Origin of the sequence: Microcystis sp. 0824 (assembly GCF_003112475.1) — a bacterium.
Lineage (GTDB): Bacteria > Cyanobacteriota > Cyanobacteriia > Cyanobacteriales > Microcystaceae > Microcystis > Microcystis aeruginosa_C.
Window position 1 is genome coordinate 79,345 of the sequence record NZ_BDSM01000025.1, and the last position, 19,575, is coordinate 98,919.

Consider the following 19,575-nt stretch of genomic DNA (forward strand, 5'->3'; position numbering starts at 1 on the left):
CTCCAAAAACTTGAGAATATTTAAATTAACATTCCGCAATATTTATAAATTCTTAAGAATTAATTGAGAAAGATTTTTATTTAACAACGATGTTATGATAGTTACAGCGATTTTACTGAATTTCACAGTGGGTTATTCTGTGCTTTTTTGGGCAGCAATGGTTGAAACCCTTGCCACACCTAGAAAGTGATCCTAATTAAGACGGTTAAATCAGTCAATTTCACCCACAACGATGATCTTTTTTTGTGTAGTTTTATTGCAAAAAAATTTTTTTTTGACAAAAAGTACAAAATATGATAGGCAGCCAAGGTGTTTCTGGTTGGGAGTAATTATTGTAGAGGGGGGAGATGGGAGAATAAATAAAAGCAATCTCCTGACAACCGACGACCGACTACTGATAACTGATAACTGATAACTGATGAAAAGATTAGCTTGGTTCGATCGCTTAGTGTTAGCGACTATTTTGGCTTTAATTGCGGCGATATCGTCGATTTTGATCCAGGGAAATCAAGTTCCTACGCGAGGGGAGAATTTTAGCTGGCAAGGACGAAAAATCGGCGTTAGGGACAATTATTTCACTTTAAGTTTTAATCGACCGATTGACCGTTCCGACATAGAAACCAGCTTGGCGATCAATCCTCCCTTGCCGGGTAAAATTAGCTGGGCCGGAGATCGCTTAACCTATACCTTGACAGAATTGCCAATCTACGGCAAGAAATATCAAGTAAAGTTACCCATTGCCAAAGGTGAGGATTTTATCGGCGAATTTTACAGCCACGATCGAGCTTTTGCCTACATTGGAGTCAACCAAGAGGAAAGAGGCCGTTTAATCGTCTGTAATATCATTCAGGGGGCAAATAACGTCACAGAACTGAAAAAAACCATCCTTACCCCTGAAGATATAGTGGTCACGGATTTTCAAATGTATCCGACGGGGGATAGAATTCTATTCTCGGCCTTCGATCGCTCTGACTTAGGACGAGATACCCCAAAACAGCAACTTTACACAATTACCACGGGTTTAAATCATGACGAAAATGGTCAAAATTTGCCCAGTGGTCGTATAGAAAGGTTTTTAGATGCGAAAACCTATCAAAATCTGCGCTTTAATCTCTCAGATAACGGCAAAACCCTAATCGTGCAGAGAATTAATCATGGGAATCCGGGGGATGCCAGTTTATGGGTAATCAGCGATGATGGACAATCGCGACCGTTAGGAATACAAGGGGATAATTTTTTACTATCTCCCGACGGTAAAAAAGCGGTTGTCAGCCAAACGGGAGGGGTAGCGGTGATTCCTTTGGATGTCCAGGCGGGAAAACCGCAATTTTTGCCCACCTACGAGAAAATACTCGCTTTTTCCCGGGATGGTCGCCAAAAACTCATGGTGAAATCAGAACCGGATAATCAGCGATCGCTATTTCTGCTCAACGATCAGGGAGAGTCAAGACTACTATTAAGAACAGCTAATCCGATTATTAGCTGTGAATTTGAACCGCGACAGGAAAAAACCCTTTACTGTCTGAAAAGCGATCTGGTTATAGGCAGCGATGGCAAGGTGAAAGAAGAACCTTTTTTAGGGATTATTGAGCTAAAAACGGGTAAAATGATCCCCCTGCTGGCCTTACCTAATTATCGTGACGTGCAGATGAGTATGTCTCCCGATGGCGTGGCTTTATTATTTGATCAGTTAGCAACCATACCCTTTGGAGTCGGAAATGATTTAGTCACTGGGGAGGGGTCGAGCATTGCCGATGGTCGTCTCTGGTTATTACCGCTTCCTGATCAATTCAGTCCCAATAGCATCCCGAAAATTCTACCTCAAGAACTAAACGCTGGTTTTAAACCCCGTTGGCTGCCCTAATACAGCAGAATTAAGGAGTTAGGAGTTAGGAGTTAGGAGTCAGGAGACAGGAGACAGGAGAGAAATCCTTACCTAATCAGGTGACTCGGAGAATACTGATACTAAATCCGGTTATTAAAGATTGATTATCTATTCCCTCTTTTGCGGGAGTGCCTCTCCTCATAACTAGCCTATACTCAACGGATTTAGTATGACTCCCGAAAACGAAAACCTCATACCTCACCATTAAGATAAGTGCTATATGCTACTTCAGCGATTTGGTTTTTTATTGCGTCCTAGTGGCGATATTGAGATCGAGCGGGGGATTCGGACTTTATTAGCGATCGCAGTACCGATTATTGTCGGTGATATTTTAGATCGGTCAAAATTGGGGTTAATGGTCGGTTTAGCGGCTCAAATCTTGATTTTAGCTGATGCGGGGGGACTTTACTGCCTGAGAGCGCAAACACTAGTCGCTACGACTATCGGGATGGCTCTAGCTTTGATTATCGGTACATTAGCCAGTGCTTGGCTAGGATTGACCGTAGTGATAGTTTTTTGTGGGTTGTTTCTAGCGGGTTATTTGACGGTTTACGGGGAAAATGGGGCGTTAGCTGGGGTAGTAATCAGTTTATTGCTGCTTTTTGCTGTTTCTTTGCCATCGGGGGATATTATCGTCGCTTTACAACGGGCCGGAATCGTTGTGTTGGGGGGGGGATGGACAATTTTTTTGGCCCTGTTTATCTGGCCTTTTCGTCCTAATCAGCCTTTACGTCAGGTAACGGCGGAAAATTTTCAGGGTATCGCCACCTATCTCCGCTCTTTGCCTTTACACTCTCGTTCTAATGCTAATGAGGAGCCATCTTTTAACAAAATTCGGCAACTGTTGCTCCGTTCTAGGAAAACTGTCACCTTGACGCGTCGGGGACGTTGGGGAAAGAGTGAGCTGCGGGAATTGTTAATCGTCTTGATTGAAGATAGCGATCGCATTAATACCAGCTTAATTGCGCTGCGAGAATTGCTTTATCTTCATCCCTTGCCACAACTGACCACGGTGGGTATTTTATTAGAAGATATTCTCGTGCAGGTGGCGGAAATTAGCGAAGATATTGCCAGGTTAATTTTGGGTAGAAATAAACAACCAGATTGTGAGCGCTTGCAGCTATTACTCAAGGCGATCGAACAACAAAAAAACCTGCAAGCTAAAGTTTTAGAAAATGCCCAGGATGATTATAGCAGTTATGTGGCAATTTCCCAATTAAATAATCGTTTAAAAAAATTATTTAAACAGCTAAAAATAGCCAGTGAAACAGCGCAACATTTGCGGCAAAGCGAAGAATTTTCCGATAAAAAAAATCCTTGGCAGCGGAACTTTGAAGGGATAGAAAAAGAGTACGGTCAAGAAAAAGCTTGGTGGGAACCATTAAAATCTAATTTTAATCTAGAATCGCCCCTATTTCGCCATGGTTTACGCTTAGGTTTGGGAAGTGCGCTAGGAGTTTTGATTTACAATAAGCTAGGAATTACCCATAGTTTTTGGATTGGTTTAACCTTAGTTATTGTGTTAAAACCAGATTTTAGCTTGACTTTTCAACGCTTTTTTAATCGGGTGTTTGGCACGATTTTAGGCTCGTTTTTTGTTTTGGCACTGTTGCGAATTATAGATAATCCGCTCTGGTTAGAAATTATTGGGGTGATTTCTATAGCGATCGCTTTAGCTTTGGTGCGATTTCACTATAGTTTGGCCGTATTTTTTATCACAATTTTTGCTTTAATCATCAGTCGTCTCGATGCCAGCAATGACGGTATTAATTTAGAGTATATCAGAATAGTTTATACTTTAATCGGTAGTGCTTTAGCCTTTGTCCTTTCCTTCGGTTTTTTGCGGTTTAATGAAGATGAACGTTTTTCCCTCGCTGCCATTAAAGCATTAGAAGCTAATCAAATATTTTTTCAGTCAGTTATGGCAGTTTATTTAGGAGAATCATCCTATCAAACTGCAATTTTATCTTCCCATCGCAATAAAGCTCGACGAGCAAATACAACTATGCAAACAGCCCTACAAAGATTAATTGATGATCCTAGCACACCCTTTCCACAAATGGAACCAGCAATCACTTTAAGTAATTATATTCCTCGTTTTGGTCGCGGGGTGACAGTTTTATTGACGGAATTGGAACAATATCGCGGTAGTCCTCCCCATCCTAATCTGAGTCTGTTCACGCAACAAATAACCGAAGCTTTGACACAATTAACCGAAGCTTTGCAAACAAATAGTCCTCCTTCTCCCTTACCTCCCCTCGAAGATACTTTAGAAAATATCCTCGATCATTTGCAAGAATTGCGAGAGGAAAGGTTAGTAGAAATTGCCCATCAAAAAGAGGGAACTAATCTCCAGAAATATTTAGGTGATTATAATATTGTCACCACGGAACTTGTGGAATTATCCCGTCGTGTTGGAACAATGAATACAGCAATCTCTCGTTTTATTAGAAGTTAAAATTTAGTTATGACCACAAAATTTACCAGTCACGAGGAAAATCGATTAACTTCGATAATTTCTGTATATTCAAAATTATTAGGACTGCGTTTCACCAGAGAATAATCAACACCATGAAGATTAATTAAATCCTCTTGACAATCTGCTTTCGGGGAATTATAAACTAACACATATTCTTTACCAATATAGGGAGAAATCTCGGTTTCTACTTCTCCTCTCCATTGAGTTTTTGTCACTAAAACAACTAACTGATTGGCTAATTTAGGAATAGCGATCGCAACTTGCCGACGATAGATATGATCGAGACTACCAAAAGGAGAATCCATCACCAGAGGAAAAGTGCTGCTATCAATTCCCATCAAAGTATTTTTCTGACTCCATTCTCGCACTCGATCGATAATTCCCCCGATAAAAGATAAACTAAGAATCTGATTTTCTCCAGTAGAAGCTGCCACGGGAATAGCGAATCCTGTCGTATTTTCTAATAATCTTACCTCGTAATCGGGACTAATACGGGGAATATAGGGAGTAAAAGAAATTGAGCTAAAGATTTCCTGTACCCGTTTTTCTAAGGACAAACGAAACTGATTTTCTAATCTCTGTCTTACCTCACTAATGCGATTAATTGCCTCTTGAGTCGCTAAAATACGTCGTTGTCCTAAATTATATTTTTCCTCTTTTTGTTGCTGTTTCTGTACCTGTTTTTGCAGGGATTCTAACTCTTTTTCATAGATATCTAGTTGATTTTTATTGCTGCCCTGTTCCAAGCGTAAATCTTTTAGGGAATCCTCGATCGCATCTAAGCGAGATTGCAGATTTTTAATATCTTCATCGGGATAATGGCGAAATTTATCCCGCACTTCATCTAATTCTGATTCTACCAAAGATAATTCTAAGCGCCACTGGTGAATATTAGCTTGATAATTATCCACTTCTTGCCAAAAATCTAAGACTCGTTTATCTATTTCTTTGACTGTGGAAGATAAGCGAATAGCTGCTTCTTCTACATCGGCCATTCCTGCTTTATTCATCCAATCTTGTACCTGTAAATAAGCTTGGCTATTTTCCTGTAATTCCTGACCACAAATACATTTTTTCCGCTCTAATAATTGTTGGACAAATTGCTGTTTGATACCACTGGGTAATTCCCCTTGTTGTCTTAGGCGATCGATTAATTGCTGAAAATTTTGATTAATTCCTTTTAAAAAGACTTGATAAGCTTGCTGGGAAATTAATTTCTTTAACTTATCCTTAGTTCTGACTAAATCTTGCCGCAGATTTCTTTCCTGTTGTTCTAATTTTTCTTTTAACTGTTTTAATTCCTCGGCACCACTTAACTCTAGTAAGCGATTAGTAACGGCTTTTTTTAATTCTTCCTGCTGGGATAACTGGCTAATAATATCCTGCTGACGCTGTTTTAATTTCTCGAAATCCTGCTCAATTTTACTTTCCTGTTTCAATAACTTTTTTAAATCCGATTCCCCTAAATCTTTAAGCTCATCTTGTAAAGATTTTTTGGCTTTTTTTAAATGCTCGATCGCTCGATCTAATACTTTAACTCCCAATAATTCTTTTGTATCTTCGGCGATTTTACCTTGGCTACTACTACGAAATTGATGATCGATATATTCCCCATCAAAAAAGAAATAACGGTGTAAACTTTCGGGTAAGATTTGATTAATAATATCCTCCGCTGGTTGATTGGGTGTGTACCAATTGCCATCATCACCAGCGTAGAGCATATATAAACTATTTGAACCGTATTTAATTTTACTATTTACATCTTGGTAGGCGAAAAATTTTCGTTTTACCTGATAGCGTTTATTTTCATGTTCAAAGTTTACTTCTGCCGAACATTCTATGGAAGTTCCCGTGGTTACTTCGGTAATTGCCCGTTTATTAACTAATAACTCTGGTTCGGCAAAAGCTGCTGTAAATTTTTCATAAAGAACCCAGGTACAAGCATTTAAAATGGTTGTTTTTCCTGCCCCATTATTGCCATAAATTACCGTTGTATTGCGAGAACTCGCCGCTAAATGTATCTCAGGAGTCTTGCCATAAAATTGTCGAAAATTACATAACTTTATTGATAGTAGTTTCATATTTATATAGAGGGGATGATGGGGAAGTGGGAATTATGAATTATGAATTATGAATTATGAAGTGGGGAGAAGGGAGAGGGGAGAATAAATAAAACTAATCTCCTAACTACTGACTCCTAACTCCTGTCTCCTGACTCCTGACTCCTGATAGCTAAAAGCTAATTATTGGATTACTTCTTTAATAATCGTTAAAACATCATCATTGATATTGCGAGGATTGCGCTGGTATAACTTATCTCTTTCCAATTTTAAAACGCGATCAATGATTTTTCGCACATCTTCGGGAGCGTTTAAAATCGGTTCTTGGATATTTTGGAGATTATTATCAGGATGAGTCATAGGGCAGATTTTTTAATATTTACAGCCGCTGCATTGCAAACAAAATCCTTGCCAGGGTACGTTAATCTATTACTAACGCACCCTCAGCCTAGATTGTTTCCCTAGACGAAACTTAAATAGGGTAACTTTTGGGCGGTAGATTGAATCAGATCGAGATTTTGTAAAAGCTGTCCGCAGGTATCCCAACCCCCTTCTATTAACATCTGTCGGGAACCTTCATTCATAGAGACGGTAGCGACAAAATCCCCCCATTCCACTGTCATGGTTGGCAAAGAAAGATCGACGGGAATTTCGGGATTAGCTGCAATTAAATCCTGTAAATGGGTGATGGTTTTTGCCTCGGCAGTGACACAGGGAACCCCATTAGCGATACAATTGCCAAAAAATATTTCGGCGAAACTTTCCCCGATAATTGCTTGTATTCCCCAACGTAAAATCGCTTGCGGTGCGTGTTCCCGAGAAGAACCACAACCAAAATTACCATTGACTACCAGAATTTTCGCTCCTTGGTACTGGGGTAGATCGAAAGGATGACTCCCCTGTAAAGCCGCTCGATCATCAGCGAACACTTGTTCGCCTAAACCTTCAAAGGTGATACAACGCAAAAAACGAGCCGGAATAATGCGATCGGTGTCAATATCGTTGCCTCGCAAGGGTAAAGCTCGTCCGGAGATGGTTTTAACTTGACTCATGATCTTTTTCTAACGTTTACTAGCAGTGACAAAAAAAGTGGTTGCATCTTGCCATACCCCCTGATCGGTGGCATTTTTCTCGATTTCTCGGCGATAATTGTTCACTAGAGTCGCAATTTCGCCAGCCGATAGGCGGTCAAAAGGGTTATGCTGAGGATGAAAATACTGCCCATACCAGAAGTTTTTGGCAGTTTCTAGGGGCAAATATCGACCTAATTGCTCGACATTGACCGATATATTGGTAAATCCCGCATTTTCCAGCAATTGATGGCATTTTTCCGGGGTGGCGATGGGAGTATGCAGATTAGGCAACTCAAAACCATAGGTTTCGCGACAAACACCACTGATCAAGGGTAGGAAGTGGGATTCTAAATTATTACAGGAAAAAGCGACCGAACCGCCTTTTTTTAACCATTGATACCATTTTGCCAGCACTTGCGGGATATCGGGGAAAAGTGCAATCGCCAGAGAACAGGTAATCAGATCGAAACTAGACTCGGCAAAGTCAATGGCAGCTATATCGGCGTTAATCAGGTCAATATTCTCGATATTTAATGCTTCTAGCTTTTTTTCGGCTCTGGCAATCATTTCTGGCGTGAAATCAACCCCGATGACACTTTTTACTTTTGGGGCAATTGCTACCGCTATAAATCCCGTTCCCGTTGCCACGTCTAGCACAGATTGGCTTTTTTGTAAATAGAGATAATTTACTAATTTAAGGGCGCGAGCTTGTGTAAAATCGTTATCGTAATCGTGACGAAGGGCATAAAAATCAATTACTTGACGCTGATAATCGTTGCTCATCTTCTCTATTGCCCAATTATCGACAAAGACTGACCCAATTGACTTAAATTAAGAGCATGGCCGCCGGTAACTAGATAAACCGCGTCTGCTATTGTGCCAATTCTACGACAGAGATCGCCTAAACGATCGCGAAACAGACGACCGAGGGGATAAGGGGGAACCACACCCCAACCGGTTTCTTCCGCCACCAGAATAACATCAACGGCCGCGTTTTTGAGGGAAGACAAGAATCGATCGCTAATTTCTAACCATTCGGCTGCCGACATTTCTAAACAATTGGCTACCCAAGTACCGAGGGAATCGATCAATAAACAGTGAGTAAATGGGCTATTATCAATAGTTTCGCTCAATTGTCGGGGAATTTCTTGGGTTTGCCATTGGGGGGAACGTCGCTGCCGGTGTCTTTCAATGCGATCGCACCATTCTTGATCTTTTTCATCCACCGAGGAGGTGGCGATATAAATAACGGGTTTTTGGCTGATTTTGGCTAAATATTCGGCCCATTCACTTTTCCCAGAACGGGCAGCCCCTGTAACTAGGATAATTTTTTCATCCACGATCGAGATTTTGGCAAATAACTAAAGTATATACGGAAGAAAACTGTCCTATTCTCGATCATCAAAACGGTGAATATCATCATCTCCTAAATATTCGCCATTTTGCACCTCAATCATCACCAGAGGAATAGAACCGGGGTTTTCCAACCGATGACGGGTATTCATAGGAACATAGGTAGATTCTTTTTGTTTGAGGAGAGTTTCTTTTTCATCACAGATTACCCGCGCTGTACCAGAGACGACAATCCAGTGTTCACTGCGATGGTAGTGCATTTGGGTACTCATGTGATGGCCGGGTTTAATGACAATGCGATTGATGCGATACCGGGGACCTTCCTCCAATACCGTCACCGTTCCCCAGGGGGGAGTCCTCGTCATTTCTAGGTCTTGGGGAGAAGGGGAGGGATCATTAATTAAGTCATCCATGGTGGTGGTCTCCAAACTTGATTAACATTCTAGTGGACAATCTCTGGTTTGCAGCTATTAGCTAAAGGTGTGTGGTGTGTGGGGTGTGGGGTGTGGGGTGTGGGGTGATGGGGTGATGGGGTGATGGGGGAGATGGGGAGATGGGGAGATGGGGTGATGGGGAGAATAAATAAAGTAATCTATTGAATCCTGTCTCCTGTATCCTGTATCCTGTCTCCTGTCTCCTGACTCCTGTATCCTGTATCCTGTATCCTGTATCCTGTCTCCTGTATCCTGTCTCCTGTCTCCTGATAACTGATTCAAGAGGGCAATTTTTTAAAATCAAAATTTGTGTCTTTGCCCTTGACAGATGGCTCGGTTTGTGCTAGGCGATTAGCCATTTGTACCAGATCCACTCCGGTAGCTTGACGCAATTGTTCGGCAAAGGCAGTCATTTTCGGGACAAGATTACCATCACCCCCGTCCACTACCGTCACCGTTTGCACCTGCACTTCTGGGACACTAGCGACCATTAATTTAAGTAATAACTCCAATTTTTGGTATAAAAAGATGTTTTTAGCGTTATTTCCCGCTCCTTGCCAAGAGGCCGCTAATTTTTTGGTTCCTTCCGCTTGCGCTTTCCCCTGTTCGATAATTTTGGCCGCTTCCCCCCGGGCTTTTGCGATCGCTTGTTGACATTCCGCTGCCGCAGGGGCGATCACATCTGCTTGTAATTGCTGTTTCACCTGCTTAATTCGGGCGTTTTGTACCGCCACTTCGGCCTGTACTTTAGCTAAATCGGACATAACCACCGATTCTACCTCAGCAATCATGGCGCCGCGCTTAGTTTGAGTGTCGCGCACCCGTTTTTCTGCGTCAGCTTTGGCTATTTCTAAATCTTTTTGGATACGACGCAAAGCGGTTAGGCGTAGATTCTCGGAATCCTTGATAATCGATGTTTTTCGGGCTTTTGCTTCTGCTATCCGGGCATCTCTCTGTAATTCGGCTTTTTGCTTCCGTCCGATCGAATCGAGATAACGCACCTCATCGGAGATATTCTGGATCTGCAAACTATCCAAAACTAAACCCAATTTTTCTAGATCCTGTTCCGCTTCTTCCAGGAGACTTTTAGCGAAAGCGATCTGATCGGAGTTCGCTTGTTCTGGGGTTAAATTCGCCAAGACACCGCGCAAATTGCCCTCGAGGGTTTCTTTAGCCAATTGTTCAATTTCCTTGCGTTTCTTGCCCAATAAACGCTCGATCGCATTATGAATAATCGGTTCTTCCCCGGCAATTTTAATATTTGCCACCCCGGTGACGATCAACGGCACACCGCCCTTAGAATAGGCATTAACCACCCTGAGATCGATGATCATGTTGGTCAGGTCCATTCGATACACTTGTTCTAGCATCGGTAAACGAATACTGCTGCCCCCTTTTACCAAACGATAACCGATGGTTTTGCCCGTGGCCGTGGGACGACGACTGCCGGCAAAAATTAAAACTTCGCTCGGTTGACAGATATGGTAATAGTTACGGATGACCAATAAACCCGCACCTGTGCCTAAACCGAAAACTCCCAGTAAAACAGCGATAATTTCCATAGATTTTATGTGGGTGAAATTGGTGATTATCTTTACTTTTAGCCGATCGACTCTCTGGCTGGTTGATTTTTTGGGGGTCATCGATATTACACTAAAAAGTAAAGCTTAGACAGCCTATCTTTATCATGCCAGATCAGCCAATCTCGATCGCCCAATACTACCACGAGCGGACCAAATACGACCCCCAGACGATCGCCTCAAAAAGTAAAGGTCTTGATTGGAGTCAACAACCCTATCCCTTCAAAGAATACAAAATTGGTCAGACTTTCGATCTCAAACCCTACCTCTCCCGTCAAACAGTTCCCCAAAAAGGAGACTTTTGGCGACGTATATCGCGAATTGTGGGCTGTAGCTATGGTTTAACTGCCAAAATCGCCACTATGGGCAGTCCCTTGTACCTACGTTCCGCACCCTCTGCTGGTGGATTATACCCCGCCGAGGTCTATCTGATCTCCCGTGGCACGGAATTTTTACCCGCCGGTCTCTACAGTTATCAAGGTCAAAGTCACTCGCTGCTTTTATTCTGGGAAAGTGATGTCTGGACGAACCTACAATCTGCTTGTTTCTGGAATCCTGTTTTAGAAAATACCGATATCGCTGTAGTTACCAGTGCCATTTTTTATCGGTCCGCTTGGCGCTACGAAGATCGAGCTTATCGGCGTATTTTCCTCGATACAGGGCATTTATTGGGCAATATTGAGCTATCAGCCTCGATTAATGACTATCGGGCCCATTTAATCGGTGGTTTTAACGATAGTCAGATGAATGAATTGCTTTATCTCGATTCCGAGAAGGAAAGTGTCATGACGGTGATTCCTTTGGCAGATCTGCTCAATATCCGGCAAAATCTCCCCCCTAGTACCACGGCACTCCCTTCGGCAACCACGACTCTTTATCCCAAAATTGCCGAGGGAGAATTATTAAGCTCCCTACAGCGAGCCACTATCATAGATGCAGACGAAAAGATAGAAGCAGCCGTTACCCTGTCTAATTGGGAAGATAAATATAATTTTCCTTTTTGTCTGAAAGTTTCGGTGACATCCCGTCCCGTCAATTGGGGGGAAGATTTAATCGATCTGGAAAGTACGATGCTTAAACGCAGATCTACCCGCGCTTATAGTGGTGCTAGTCTCAGTTTAGACGAATTGCGAGCGCTGCTGCATTTTACCTATCAACCCCAAGATTATGCCAGTCAAAATCTCGATCCCAATCCCGATTATTTTGCTCTGGATTTATTGGAAACTTTTATCGCTGTTTCGGCAGTAACTGGATTAGAGGAAGGCTGTTATTATTATGCTCCTAAAGCCCAAGAATTGCGGCAAATTCGCTTTAAAAATTTCCGGCAAGAGTTACATTATCTCTGTTTAGGTCAGGATTTGGGACGAGATGCGGCTGCTGTGGTTTTTCATACGGCGGATCTGTCAAAAGCAGTGGCTAAATATGGCGATCGAGTTTATCGTTATCTTCATGCAGATGCGGGCCATTTGGGACAGAGATTAAATTTAGCGGCTATTCATCTGGGGTTAGGGGTTAGTGGTATCGGTGGTTTTTTTGATGATCAAGTGAATGAAGTGTTAGGAATTCCCTCGGATGAAGCGGTTATTTATATCACTACTTTAGGCCGACCGAAGGTTTTTTAGGGTGAGTTTGAACCATTAAAGGATTAAGGATGAACCTCCTTGATTAAGATTCTCTGAGATTTTCTCTCTCTAATTCGATTAAATTATCGATTTTTTTTAGCTTGGTATCCCCAGCAAGATAACCGATACCGCGATGTAAGTGTAAGCGAAATTGTTGAGTTAGGGTTTCTTTATCGGTTCCCAATCCGTCTTGATGACAACGTTGTTTGAGGGCAATTAAGAAAATATCAGCCATTTCTCCCCCGAATACTTTCCAAGATAATTCTACATTGCTATCGGCAGGAATGGGAACGGGAGAGGGGAGACTCGGTTCGGCAAGGGAACGACAAAAAGCCCAACGACAAAGGATATTCCATTGGTCAATTTTGGTGTAGCGTTTTAATTTTATTAGGCTATCTTTGGCGGTTTGAGATAGTCGAAAACGTTCGATCGGTGATTCCATAATTTATAATTTTACCTCGATCTGAGTGATGATAAAATAGTTAGTCATTCTCAATCCTGTTTAATAGGATAGTGGAAAGTGGGGAGTTTTTTTCAGTGATCGGTAAACAGTGAACTGATAACTGATTACTGATTCAATGTCTCAAGTTAATTGGGGGAGGATTTCGTGGGAATTTATCTCGGTCATAATCTTACCAAAAGTAACGATCGGGGTGAATAGTGGTTTGACGTTGTTGGGAATTGTATTCTAGCAGGTATTTTCTGGCGATTACTTCCTGTTTTTCTAATAAGAGTAGCTCATTTTGTCCAATTTCTGTATCGGTAGAAAGGAGGATGACTTGAGAGGAAGCAGCGGGAAAATAACGTTCAACTAAATTATGGCGATGGGAAGAATCTAAACGTCCCAGGGGTGTATCGATAGCGATGGGTAAATCTCGTCCGGAGACTCGCGCTAATCCCCACAAAAAAGCGATCGCTAATAGTTGTTTTTCTCCGGCAGAAAGACGGTGTTTAGGCACATTTTGTCCATCGGGTCCAAAGAGAGATAGACCAAAAGTATCAGCATCGATCGCTATTTTCTGAACTAGATCAGACTTATGTAATAAATAACGAAAACATTCCGCCACTTCTCCCTCTAATCTATTTAATTTTTTTAAAGTTAAGCGTTCTTTAAATACTTTTAAAGTTTGCTGTGCTTTGACAATAGCATTGACGATATGTTCGTTACTTTGGGATTCTAAAGCTTTCTCACTATAGGCAAATAATTCTTTTTTAGTTTTCTCAATTTTCTTTTTGATTTCCTCATAATTTTTGTGGCTTTGCTCGTATGATGCTTGAGCATTTAGATACTTTTTCTGAGCATTTTTTAAGTTATTACTCAGGGTTTCGTATTCTTCGGGAGAGGCTGCTACTGCTAATTCTCGCTCTAAATTATCTAAGTCAACTTCCAGATTTCTTAATTGTTCCATCGCTTGATGAGCGAGGTTAATTTGTGCCGGTAATTGATGGGTTAAGACTCGATTTAATAATTCGATTGCCTCCTCGTCTAAATCTAAGTAAGGAGCGGTCAAAGAATTGCTATCCTCGGCTAAAAACTGATTTTCTTGCTGTAAAAATTCCCTAATATTATCCAATTGTTCTAAAGTTAAATTCAGTTGTTTTAAATAAGCAAGTAACTTTTTATCTCTGGATTCTAAAACTGATTGAGCGACTTTAGCTGATTGAAATTTTAGCTCTTTTTCTCCCTGAATTTTAGCGGCTACTAGGATAGGAAAAATTAACTTTAATGGTAAAAATTCCCCTGCTAATTGACCTAAATATTCCCTCTGTTTATCTAACTTTTTATCTAAGTCCTTTTTTCTGCTCTCTAATTGACTTCTTTCGGCGGCAATTTTTCCGCCATCAATGCGAAATTTATCCGAGACTGCATCAAAATCATTTCTAACCAAATCTAAATTTTTTTGTTGAGTTTCCATCTCTTGTCTAGCCAATTCTAAATCTTCTTGGTACTGAGCTAATTTTTTCTCAATAGCTTCAATAGTTGCCAGTTCATTTTCTGCCGCTAATAACCGGCGCTTGCGACTAGCTAAAATATCGAGATCAAGGGCTAATCTTTCTGCTAATTCTAACCCTAATAAAGTCTGCATCGAATCCTTAACGCTGTCAGGAGGTACATCCTGTTCCGCCAATTCTTTTACCTGTTCCCCATCAAATAAAAACAGGTTAGAAATACCCAAAGGTAATAAAGTTTCAATATATTCATCCCAAGTATTAGCTAAGGCGGGATCGGGCCAATCTTCATCTAAAATACCGAGGGTATCCCTACCATCTTTGGGCTGTTTTGTCCAGTATCTAACGATACGATATTGTCGCCATTGTTCATTAACTAGATGTTCAAAAGCCAATTCAATTCTAGCTTGATCGATGAGGGAAGCTTGATGATTAACTGCTTGACTGAGAAACTCGGCATAACTTAAATTATTGCGAGTAGAACACTTTGCCCGCGCACCGTACAAAGCCAAACGAATCGCATCCATTAAAGTAGTTTTACCGCCCCCATTCATGCCTCCTAAAAGGATAATCGGACAGGGATTGTTATCTTTTTCGGGACGTAAATTAATCACTTGACGACCGGCGTAGGGACCGAAATTTTGCAAAACTAATTCAGTAAAAATCATTAACAGTCAGCCTTAGTTAAGTCGAAAGTTTTAGGGAATCTCCTGTAAAAATTATAGCTGAAAAAGTGCCGCAGATATTTTTTTACACCCAAGAGAAAAACCCCAGATTTTATACTATAGCATCGATCAGCAGCACCTAGATATAATTAAGGTTTCCTGATTTTTACTTTCTAGTTCATTACTGGGGATTAGCCTATTTTTGGAAAAAATCGTTATGATCGGCCTGAATGTGCCAACACACCAGGAGAAAATTGCTATGATCACGATCGGCGAATATTTATTCCAGCGTCTCCATAGTTTAGGGGTTAATCATATTTTTGGGGTGCCGGGGGATTATGTCCTCGATTTGATGGATGTTTTGGTGGAAAGTCCGATCGAATTAGTTTGCACCTGTAATGAGCTTAACGCAGGTTATGCCGCCGATGCCTACGCGCGAGTTAAAGGCATGGGCGCTGTCTGTGTCACCTACGGAGTCGGGGGATTTAGCCTTGTTAATGCTGTGGTCGGTGCTTACGCTGAAAGAGTTCCCCTGGTGGTAATTAGTGGAGCTTCCGATCGCTCGATTCGCCGGGATAATTTATTATTACACCACACCACGGGCGATTATAATCTGCAATTTTCGATCATGGAAAAAGTCACGGTTGCCTCGGTTATTCTCACTAATGCTGCCCAAGCAGCCAGTCAAATCGATCAAACTTTAGCAGCTTGTTTGCATCACAAACGTCCTGTGTATATCGAAATTCCTCGGGATCTGGTCTATCGTCCCTGTATCCCCTCAGAAAATCCAATTTATTTAACCGATAATCTCACGGATGCCGCCGCTTTAGAAGAAGCCGTTGAAGAGGCAGTTTTATTATTAGAAAAAGCGGAAAACCCAATTATTTTAGCAGGGGTAGAATTCCATCGCTTTAAACTCCAAGATAAGTTACTGAAACTTTTAGAGGTAACGGGTTATCCCTTAGCCACCACTATTTTAGGTAAGTCGTCAATTTCGGAAATGCAGCCGCAATTTATCGGCACTTATGTGGGGGCATTAAGTCGCGAATACGTTAGTCAACGGGTAGAAAATGCCGATTGTGTCCTCTGTTTAGGGGCGATCATGTCCGATATGAATTTAGGCGGATTTACGGCTAATTTAAATCCCAATAATTTGATTAATGCCAATTCCGAGAAAGTAAAAATTAAACATCACTTCTATCAACCTGTATTCCTAGGGGATTTTATCGATGGTTTAATTGATAAACTAAGTCACAAAGAAGCGGCAACACTAGAGATTAAACCCGCAGCCGAATTGAAGGATTTAGAATTCATTCCCGTGCCGGAGCAAAAATTAAATAATGCTCGTTTTTATGAGCGAATGAATCATTTTATTGCTCAAGAATCTTTTGTTATTTCTGATACAGGGGACGCAATTATTGCCACAATTGATTTATTAATGCCCCAAAAAACCGACTTTATCGGTCAAGCATTTTATCTCTCTATTGGTTATTCAATTCCCGCCTGTTTAGGAGTAGCTTTTGCCGCACCAAATACTCGTCCTATCGTCTTTGTGGGTGATGGTGCTTTTCAAATGACCGCCCAAGAACTTTCGACAATTATCCGTCACCATCTCAATCCAATTATCTTTTTAATTAACAACGACGGTTACACGATCGAGCGGGTAATTCAAGATAATATTTATAATGATCTACAACCGTGGAAATATCACCAATTACCAGCAGTATTTAACGGGGAAAGTTGGAGTTGTCAAGTCAGGACAGAAGGGGAATTAGAAAAGGCTTTATCGATTGCCCAGGGTAACATCGATCGCCTATCATTTATTGAAGTACATCTCGATCGTTTTGACTGTTCCCAAGGCTTAACTCGTTTAGGTCAAGCTTTACGTTCACCCCATACTTAGACTGGTTATGCTATTAGGTTTTGACTGTGTGAAGCTGCCCTAAGACACCAGACTGAAACTCTTTTGGCTCCCAAGAGTCAACAATTAAGATACAATCGGTATCTTAATCAAAGTTTGCCGGTGACAACCGCAACTAAAAACCCTATGAATGCTTTTTGGAAACAAATCACCCTACTGAACTTTTCCCCCGCTTCTTGGTCGAAATATAGCTATCTGCATCGTTTCGTCGGCCTTTTTAGTCAATGGCGACAGGGTAGCCGGTTTGTGGAGTGGACAGAACTGATGGGTGCGCTGTTAATCTCTCTTCTTATCGCCACTGCGCCGTTTTTTTCCACCAGTCAAATCGGTTTTTTATTGTTAGCAATAGCCGGTTATTGGCTACTCTTAACCCTTGTGGATGAAGGCAAAATCGGGGTGACACCGATTCACATTTTAGTGCTTTTATATTGGGGAATTGCCACGGTTTCTACGGCTTTTTCTCCCGTTAAAATGGCAGCTTTGGAAGGACTAATTAAATTAACTCTCAATCTCATCTTTTTTGCCTTTACCGCCCGAATCATGCGCTCGCCACGCCTAACAAATTGGATTCTGACTACTTTAGTTTTAACCGCCTTAGCAGTCAGTGTTTACGGCATTCGTCAGCAAATTTTTGGCGCGGAACAGTTAGCAACTTGGAACGATCCCACTTCAGAATTAGCGGGGGATACTAGGGTTTATAGTTATCTCGGTAATCCTAATTTATTAGCTAGTTATTTATTCCCCGGTATTGCTTTTAGCGGTGCAGCCTTGTTTGTGTGGCAGGGATGGCTACCGAAAATTTTAGCGGCTTTATTAACTTTAGCCAATGGTGCTTGTTTATTTTTTACTGAGAGTCGTGGCGGTTGGATTGGTTTGATGGTCTTAGGAATTGTTTTCTTATTGCTATTATTTTATTGGTTCAAAAATTATCTACCTTTATTTTGGCAAACATGGCTTTTACCCTTAGTTTTAGGTGGTTTAGCCGTGGTGATTTTAGGGGCGATTTTATTGGTGGATCCGCTGCGAATTCGGGTGATGAGTATTTTTGCAGGCCGGGAAGATAGTAGTAATAACTTTCGGATTAATGTTTGGGATGCAGTTATCCGCATGATTGAAACTTATCCACTTTTGGGCATCGGACCGGGTAATGATGCTTTTAAGAAAATTTACCCCCTATTCATGAAGCCAAAATACACGGCTTTAAGTGCCTATTCTGTGCTATTAGAAATCATGGTAGAAACGGGAATTATTGGTTTTACCTGTTTCCTCTGGTTATTAGTTACAACTATCGGCCAAGGCATCCATCAAATTAAACTTTTACGCGATAAAATGGATAGTCAAGGCTTTTGGTTAATCGGGGCAATTGCCGCTCTGGCCGGAATTCTTGCCCACGGTTTTTTTGATACAGTTTGGTATCGTCCCCAAGTTAGTACCCTCTGGTGGTTAGTTTTGGGTTTAATTGCTAGTCGTTGTTATTCCCCCGCTAGGGGTTTTAATCGTGGCAATTCTCTCCTGTAGGGTTTCAAAGTAGTTTAAGCATAGATGCGATCCTCGATCGCCACCGATTGCAGAAGTCTTTCCACGATAGCTTTAGCTTGACGACCGTGACTAGGAATCAGACGATGGCAGAAGACGTAGGGAGTAATCAACTTAACATCATCGGGGATAGCATAGTCGCGACCTTCGAGGAAAGCGTAAGCTTGAACTGCTTTTTGCAAAACCACACAACCTCGGGGACTGACTCCTAAACTAATATCTTCATGGTCACGGGTAGCGCGGACTAAATCGACGATATATTGCTGTAAAGTGGGAGCTACCCGGACTAGACTGACTAATCTTTGCAATTCTCCCACCTGTTCTAAGGAAATACAAGCTTCTAGGGATTTAAGCGTCTCTTGAGAATGCTGTCTTTGTAACATTTTTAATTCTTCTGTGGCGCTGGGATAACCCAAACTGAGGCAAACGGCAAAACGGTCCATTTGCGCTTCTGGAAGCGGAAAAGTGCCTTGATATTCGATCGGATTTTGGGTGGCGATAACAAAGAAGGGTTGGGGGACCGGCCGCGCTTCTCCATCGACGGTAACTTGTTTTTCTTCCATGACTTCTAGAAGTGCCGATTGGGTGCGCGGGGTGGCCCGGTTGATTTCATCGGCCAACAGGACGTTAGCAAAAGCGGGGCCGGGGATAAATTCAAATTCGCGACTGTTGGGGTTCCAGATCGTGGTTCCCGTGATATCACTGGGGAGGAGGTCGGGGGTGCATTGTACCCGTTGGAAACGACCGTTAATTGAACGCGCTAAGGATTTGGCTAACAGGGTTTTGCCGACTCCGGGGACATCTTCCAGGAGAGCGTGACCACCACTGAGCAAAGCCACCAGCACAATGCGAATCGATTCGGTTTGGCCGACGATGCTCTGGCTCAGATTTTCCATCAAAATATCAATAGCGTCTCTCATAGTACAAATGGGGTATTTTGTCAAGAAGATTAATGTTAATTTTTTTGATCTTAACGATTCTTTTCCCAATTTGCCCACACTAGCGAGGAAAGTTGAC

Annotated in this window: 15 protein-coding genes; 5 read left to right on the forward strand and 10 right to left on the reverse strand. The window is 41.7% G+C overall.

What is annotated here, in order from left to right:
• Positions 1 to 418 precede the first annotated feature (418 nt).
• Complete coding sequence (locus N0824_RS10110; protein WP_108936664.1) at positions 419 to 1,864, forward strand: Ig-like domain-containing protein; 1,446 nt, start codon at positions 419 to 421, stop codon at positions 1,862 to 1,864.
• A gap of 241 nt (positions 1,865 to 2,105) precedes the next feature.
• The gene (locus N0824_RS10115; RefSeq protein WP_108936665.1) at positions 2,106 to 4,343 is read left to right on the forward strand and encodes an FUSC family protein; all 2,238 of its coding nucleotides are present in this window, start codon (positions 2,106 to 2,108) and stop codon (positions 4,341 to 4,343) included.
• Positions 4,344 to 4,372: 29 nt separating this feature from the next.
• Here the strand turns inward: N0824_RS10115 and N0824_RS10120 are convergent, their stop codons facing one another.
• The 7 genes from N0824_RS10120 to N0824_RS10145 form a co-directional block, all read right to left on the reverse strand.
• Positions 4,373 to 6,445, reverse strand: a complete 2,073-nt coding sequence (locus N0824_RS10120) for an AAA family ATPase (RefSeq protein ID WP_108936666.1) — start codon at positions 6,443 to 6,445, stop codon at positions 4,373 to 4,375.
• A gap of 162 nt (positions 6,446 to 6,607) precedes the next feature.
• Positions 6,608 to 6,784 carry a hypothetical protein gene (locus tag N0824_RS20980; RefSeq protein ID WP_004160190.1) on the reverse strand — a complete coding sequence of 59 codons (177 nt, stop codon included), beginning with the start codon at positions 6,782 to 6,784 and terminating at the stop codon, positions 6,608 to 6,610.
• 101 nt (positions 6,785 to 6,885) lie between these two features.
• The gene (leuD, locus tag N0824_RS10125) at positions 6,886 to 7,476 is read right to left on the reverse strand and encodes a 3-isopropylmalate dehydratase small subunit (RefSeq protein WP_108936667.1); all 591 of its coding nucleotides are present in this window, start codon (positions 7,474 to 7,476) and stop codon (positions 6,886 to 6,888) included.
• Positions 7,477 to 7,485: 9 nt separating this feature from the next.
• Positions 7,486 to 8,280, reverse strand: a complete 795-nt coding sequence (locus tag N0824_RS10130; protein ID WP_108936668.1) for a class I SAM-dependent methyltransferase — start codon at positions 8,278 to 8,280, stop codon at positions 7,486 to 7,488.
• A gap of 5 nt (positions 8,281 to 8,285) precedes the next feature.
• Entirely contained in the window at positions 8,286 to 8,837 is a 552-nt protein-coding gene (gene cobU / locus N0824_RS10135; RefSeq protein ID WP_108936669.1) for a bifunctional adenosylcobinamide kinase/adenosylcobinamide-phosphate guanylyltransferase, read from the reverse strand.
• A gap of 48 nt (positions 8,838 to 8,885) precedes the next feature.
• Positions 8,886 to 9,263 (reverse strand): phosphomannose isomerase type II C-terminal cupin domain, encoded by a 378-nt coding sequence (locus tag N0824_RS10140; protein WP_108936670.1) that lies wholly within the window; start codon positions 9,261 to 9,263, stop codon positions 8,886 to 8,888.
• Between the two features lie 299 nt (positions 9,264 to 9,562).
• Positions 9,563 to 10,846: a flotillin family protein gene (locus N0824_RS10145; protein WP_108936671.1), complete on the reverse strand. Its 1,284-nt coding sequence runs from the start codon at positions 10,844 to 10,846 to the stop codon at positions 9,563 to 9,565.
• 125 nt (positions 10,847 to 10,971) lie between these two features.
• Between N0824_RS10145 and N0824_RS10150 the strand changes: the two genes are divergently transcribed.
• The gene (locus tag N0824_RS10150) at positions 10,972 to 12,486 is read left to right on the forward strand and encodes a SagB/ThcOx family dehydrogenase (RefSeq protein ID WP_108936672.1); all 1,515 of its coding nucleotides are present in this window, start codon (positions 10,972 to 10,974) and stop codon (positions 12,484 to 12,486) included.
• 43 nt (positions 12,487 to 12,529) lie between these two features.
• On the opposite strand, the gene dndE is transcribed toward N0824_RS10150, so the two are convergent.
• Positions 12,530 to 12,928, reverse strand: a complete 399-nt coding sequence (gene dndE, locus N0824_RS10155; RefSeq protein ID WP_004160206.1) for a DNA sulfur modification protein DndE — start codon at positions 12,926 to 12,928, stop codon at positions 12,530 to 12,532.
• Between the two features lie 190 nt (positions 12,929 to 13,118).
• Positions 13,119 to 15,104 carry a DNA sulfur modification protein DndD gene (gene dndD, locus N0824_RS10160; protein WP_108936673.1) on the reverse strand — a complete coding sequence of 662 codons (1,986 nt, stop codon included), beginning with the start codon at positions 15,102 to 15,104 and terminating at the stop codon, positions 13,119 to 13,121.
• Positions 15,105 to 15,360: 256 nt separating this feature from the next.
• Here dndD and N0824_RS10165 point away from each other — a divergent pair, with 256 nt between their 5' ends.
• Both N0824_RS10165 and N0824_RS10170 read left to right on the forward strand, forming a co-directional pair.
• Complete coding sequence (locus N0824_RS10165; protein WP_108936674.1) at positions 15,361 to 17,004, forward strand: alpha-keto acid decarboxylase family protein; 1,644 nt, start codon at positions 15,361 to 15,363, stop codon at positions 17,002 to 17,004.
• 144 nt (positions 17,005 to 17,148) lie between these two features.
• On the forward strand, positions 17,149 to 18,540 hold the full coding sequence (locus N0824_RS10170; protein WP_108936675.1) for an IctB family putative bicarbonate transporter: 1,392 nt from the start codon (positions 17,149 to 17,151) through the stop codon (positions 18,538 to 18,540).
• Between the two features lie 14 nt (positions 18,541 to 18,554).
• Here the strand turns inward: N0824_RS10170 and N0824_RS10175 are convergent, their stop codons facing one another.
• On the reverse strand, positions 18,555 to 19,478 hold the full coding sequence (locus tag N0824_RS10175; protein ID WP_108936676.1) for a MoxR family ATPase: 924 nt from the start codon (positions 19,476 to 19,478) through the stop codon (positions 18,555 to 18,557).
• Positions 19,479 to 19,575: the final 97 nt, after the last annotated feature.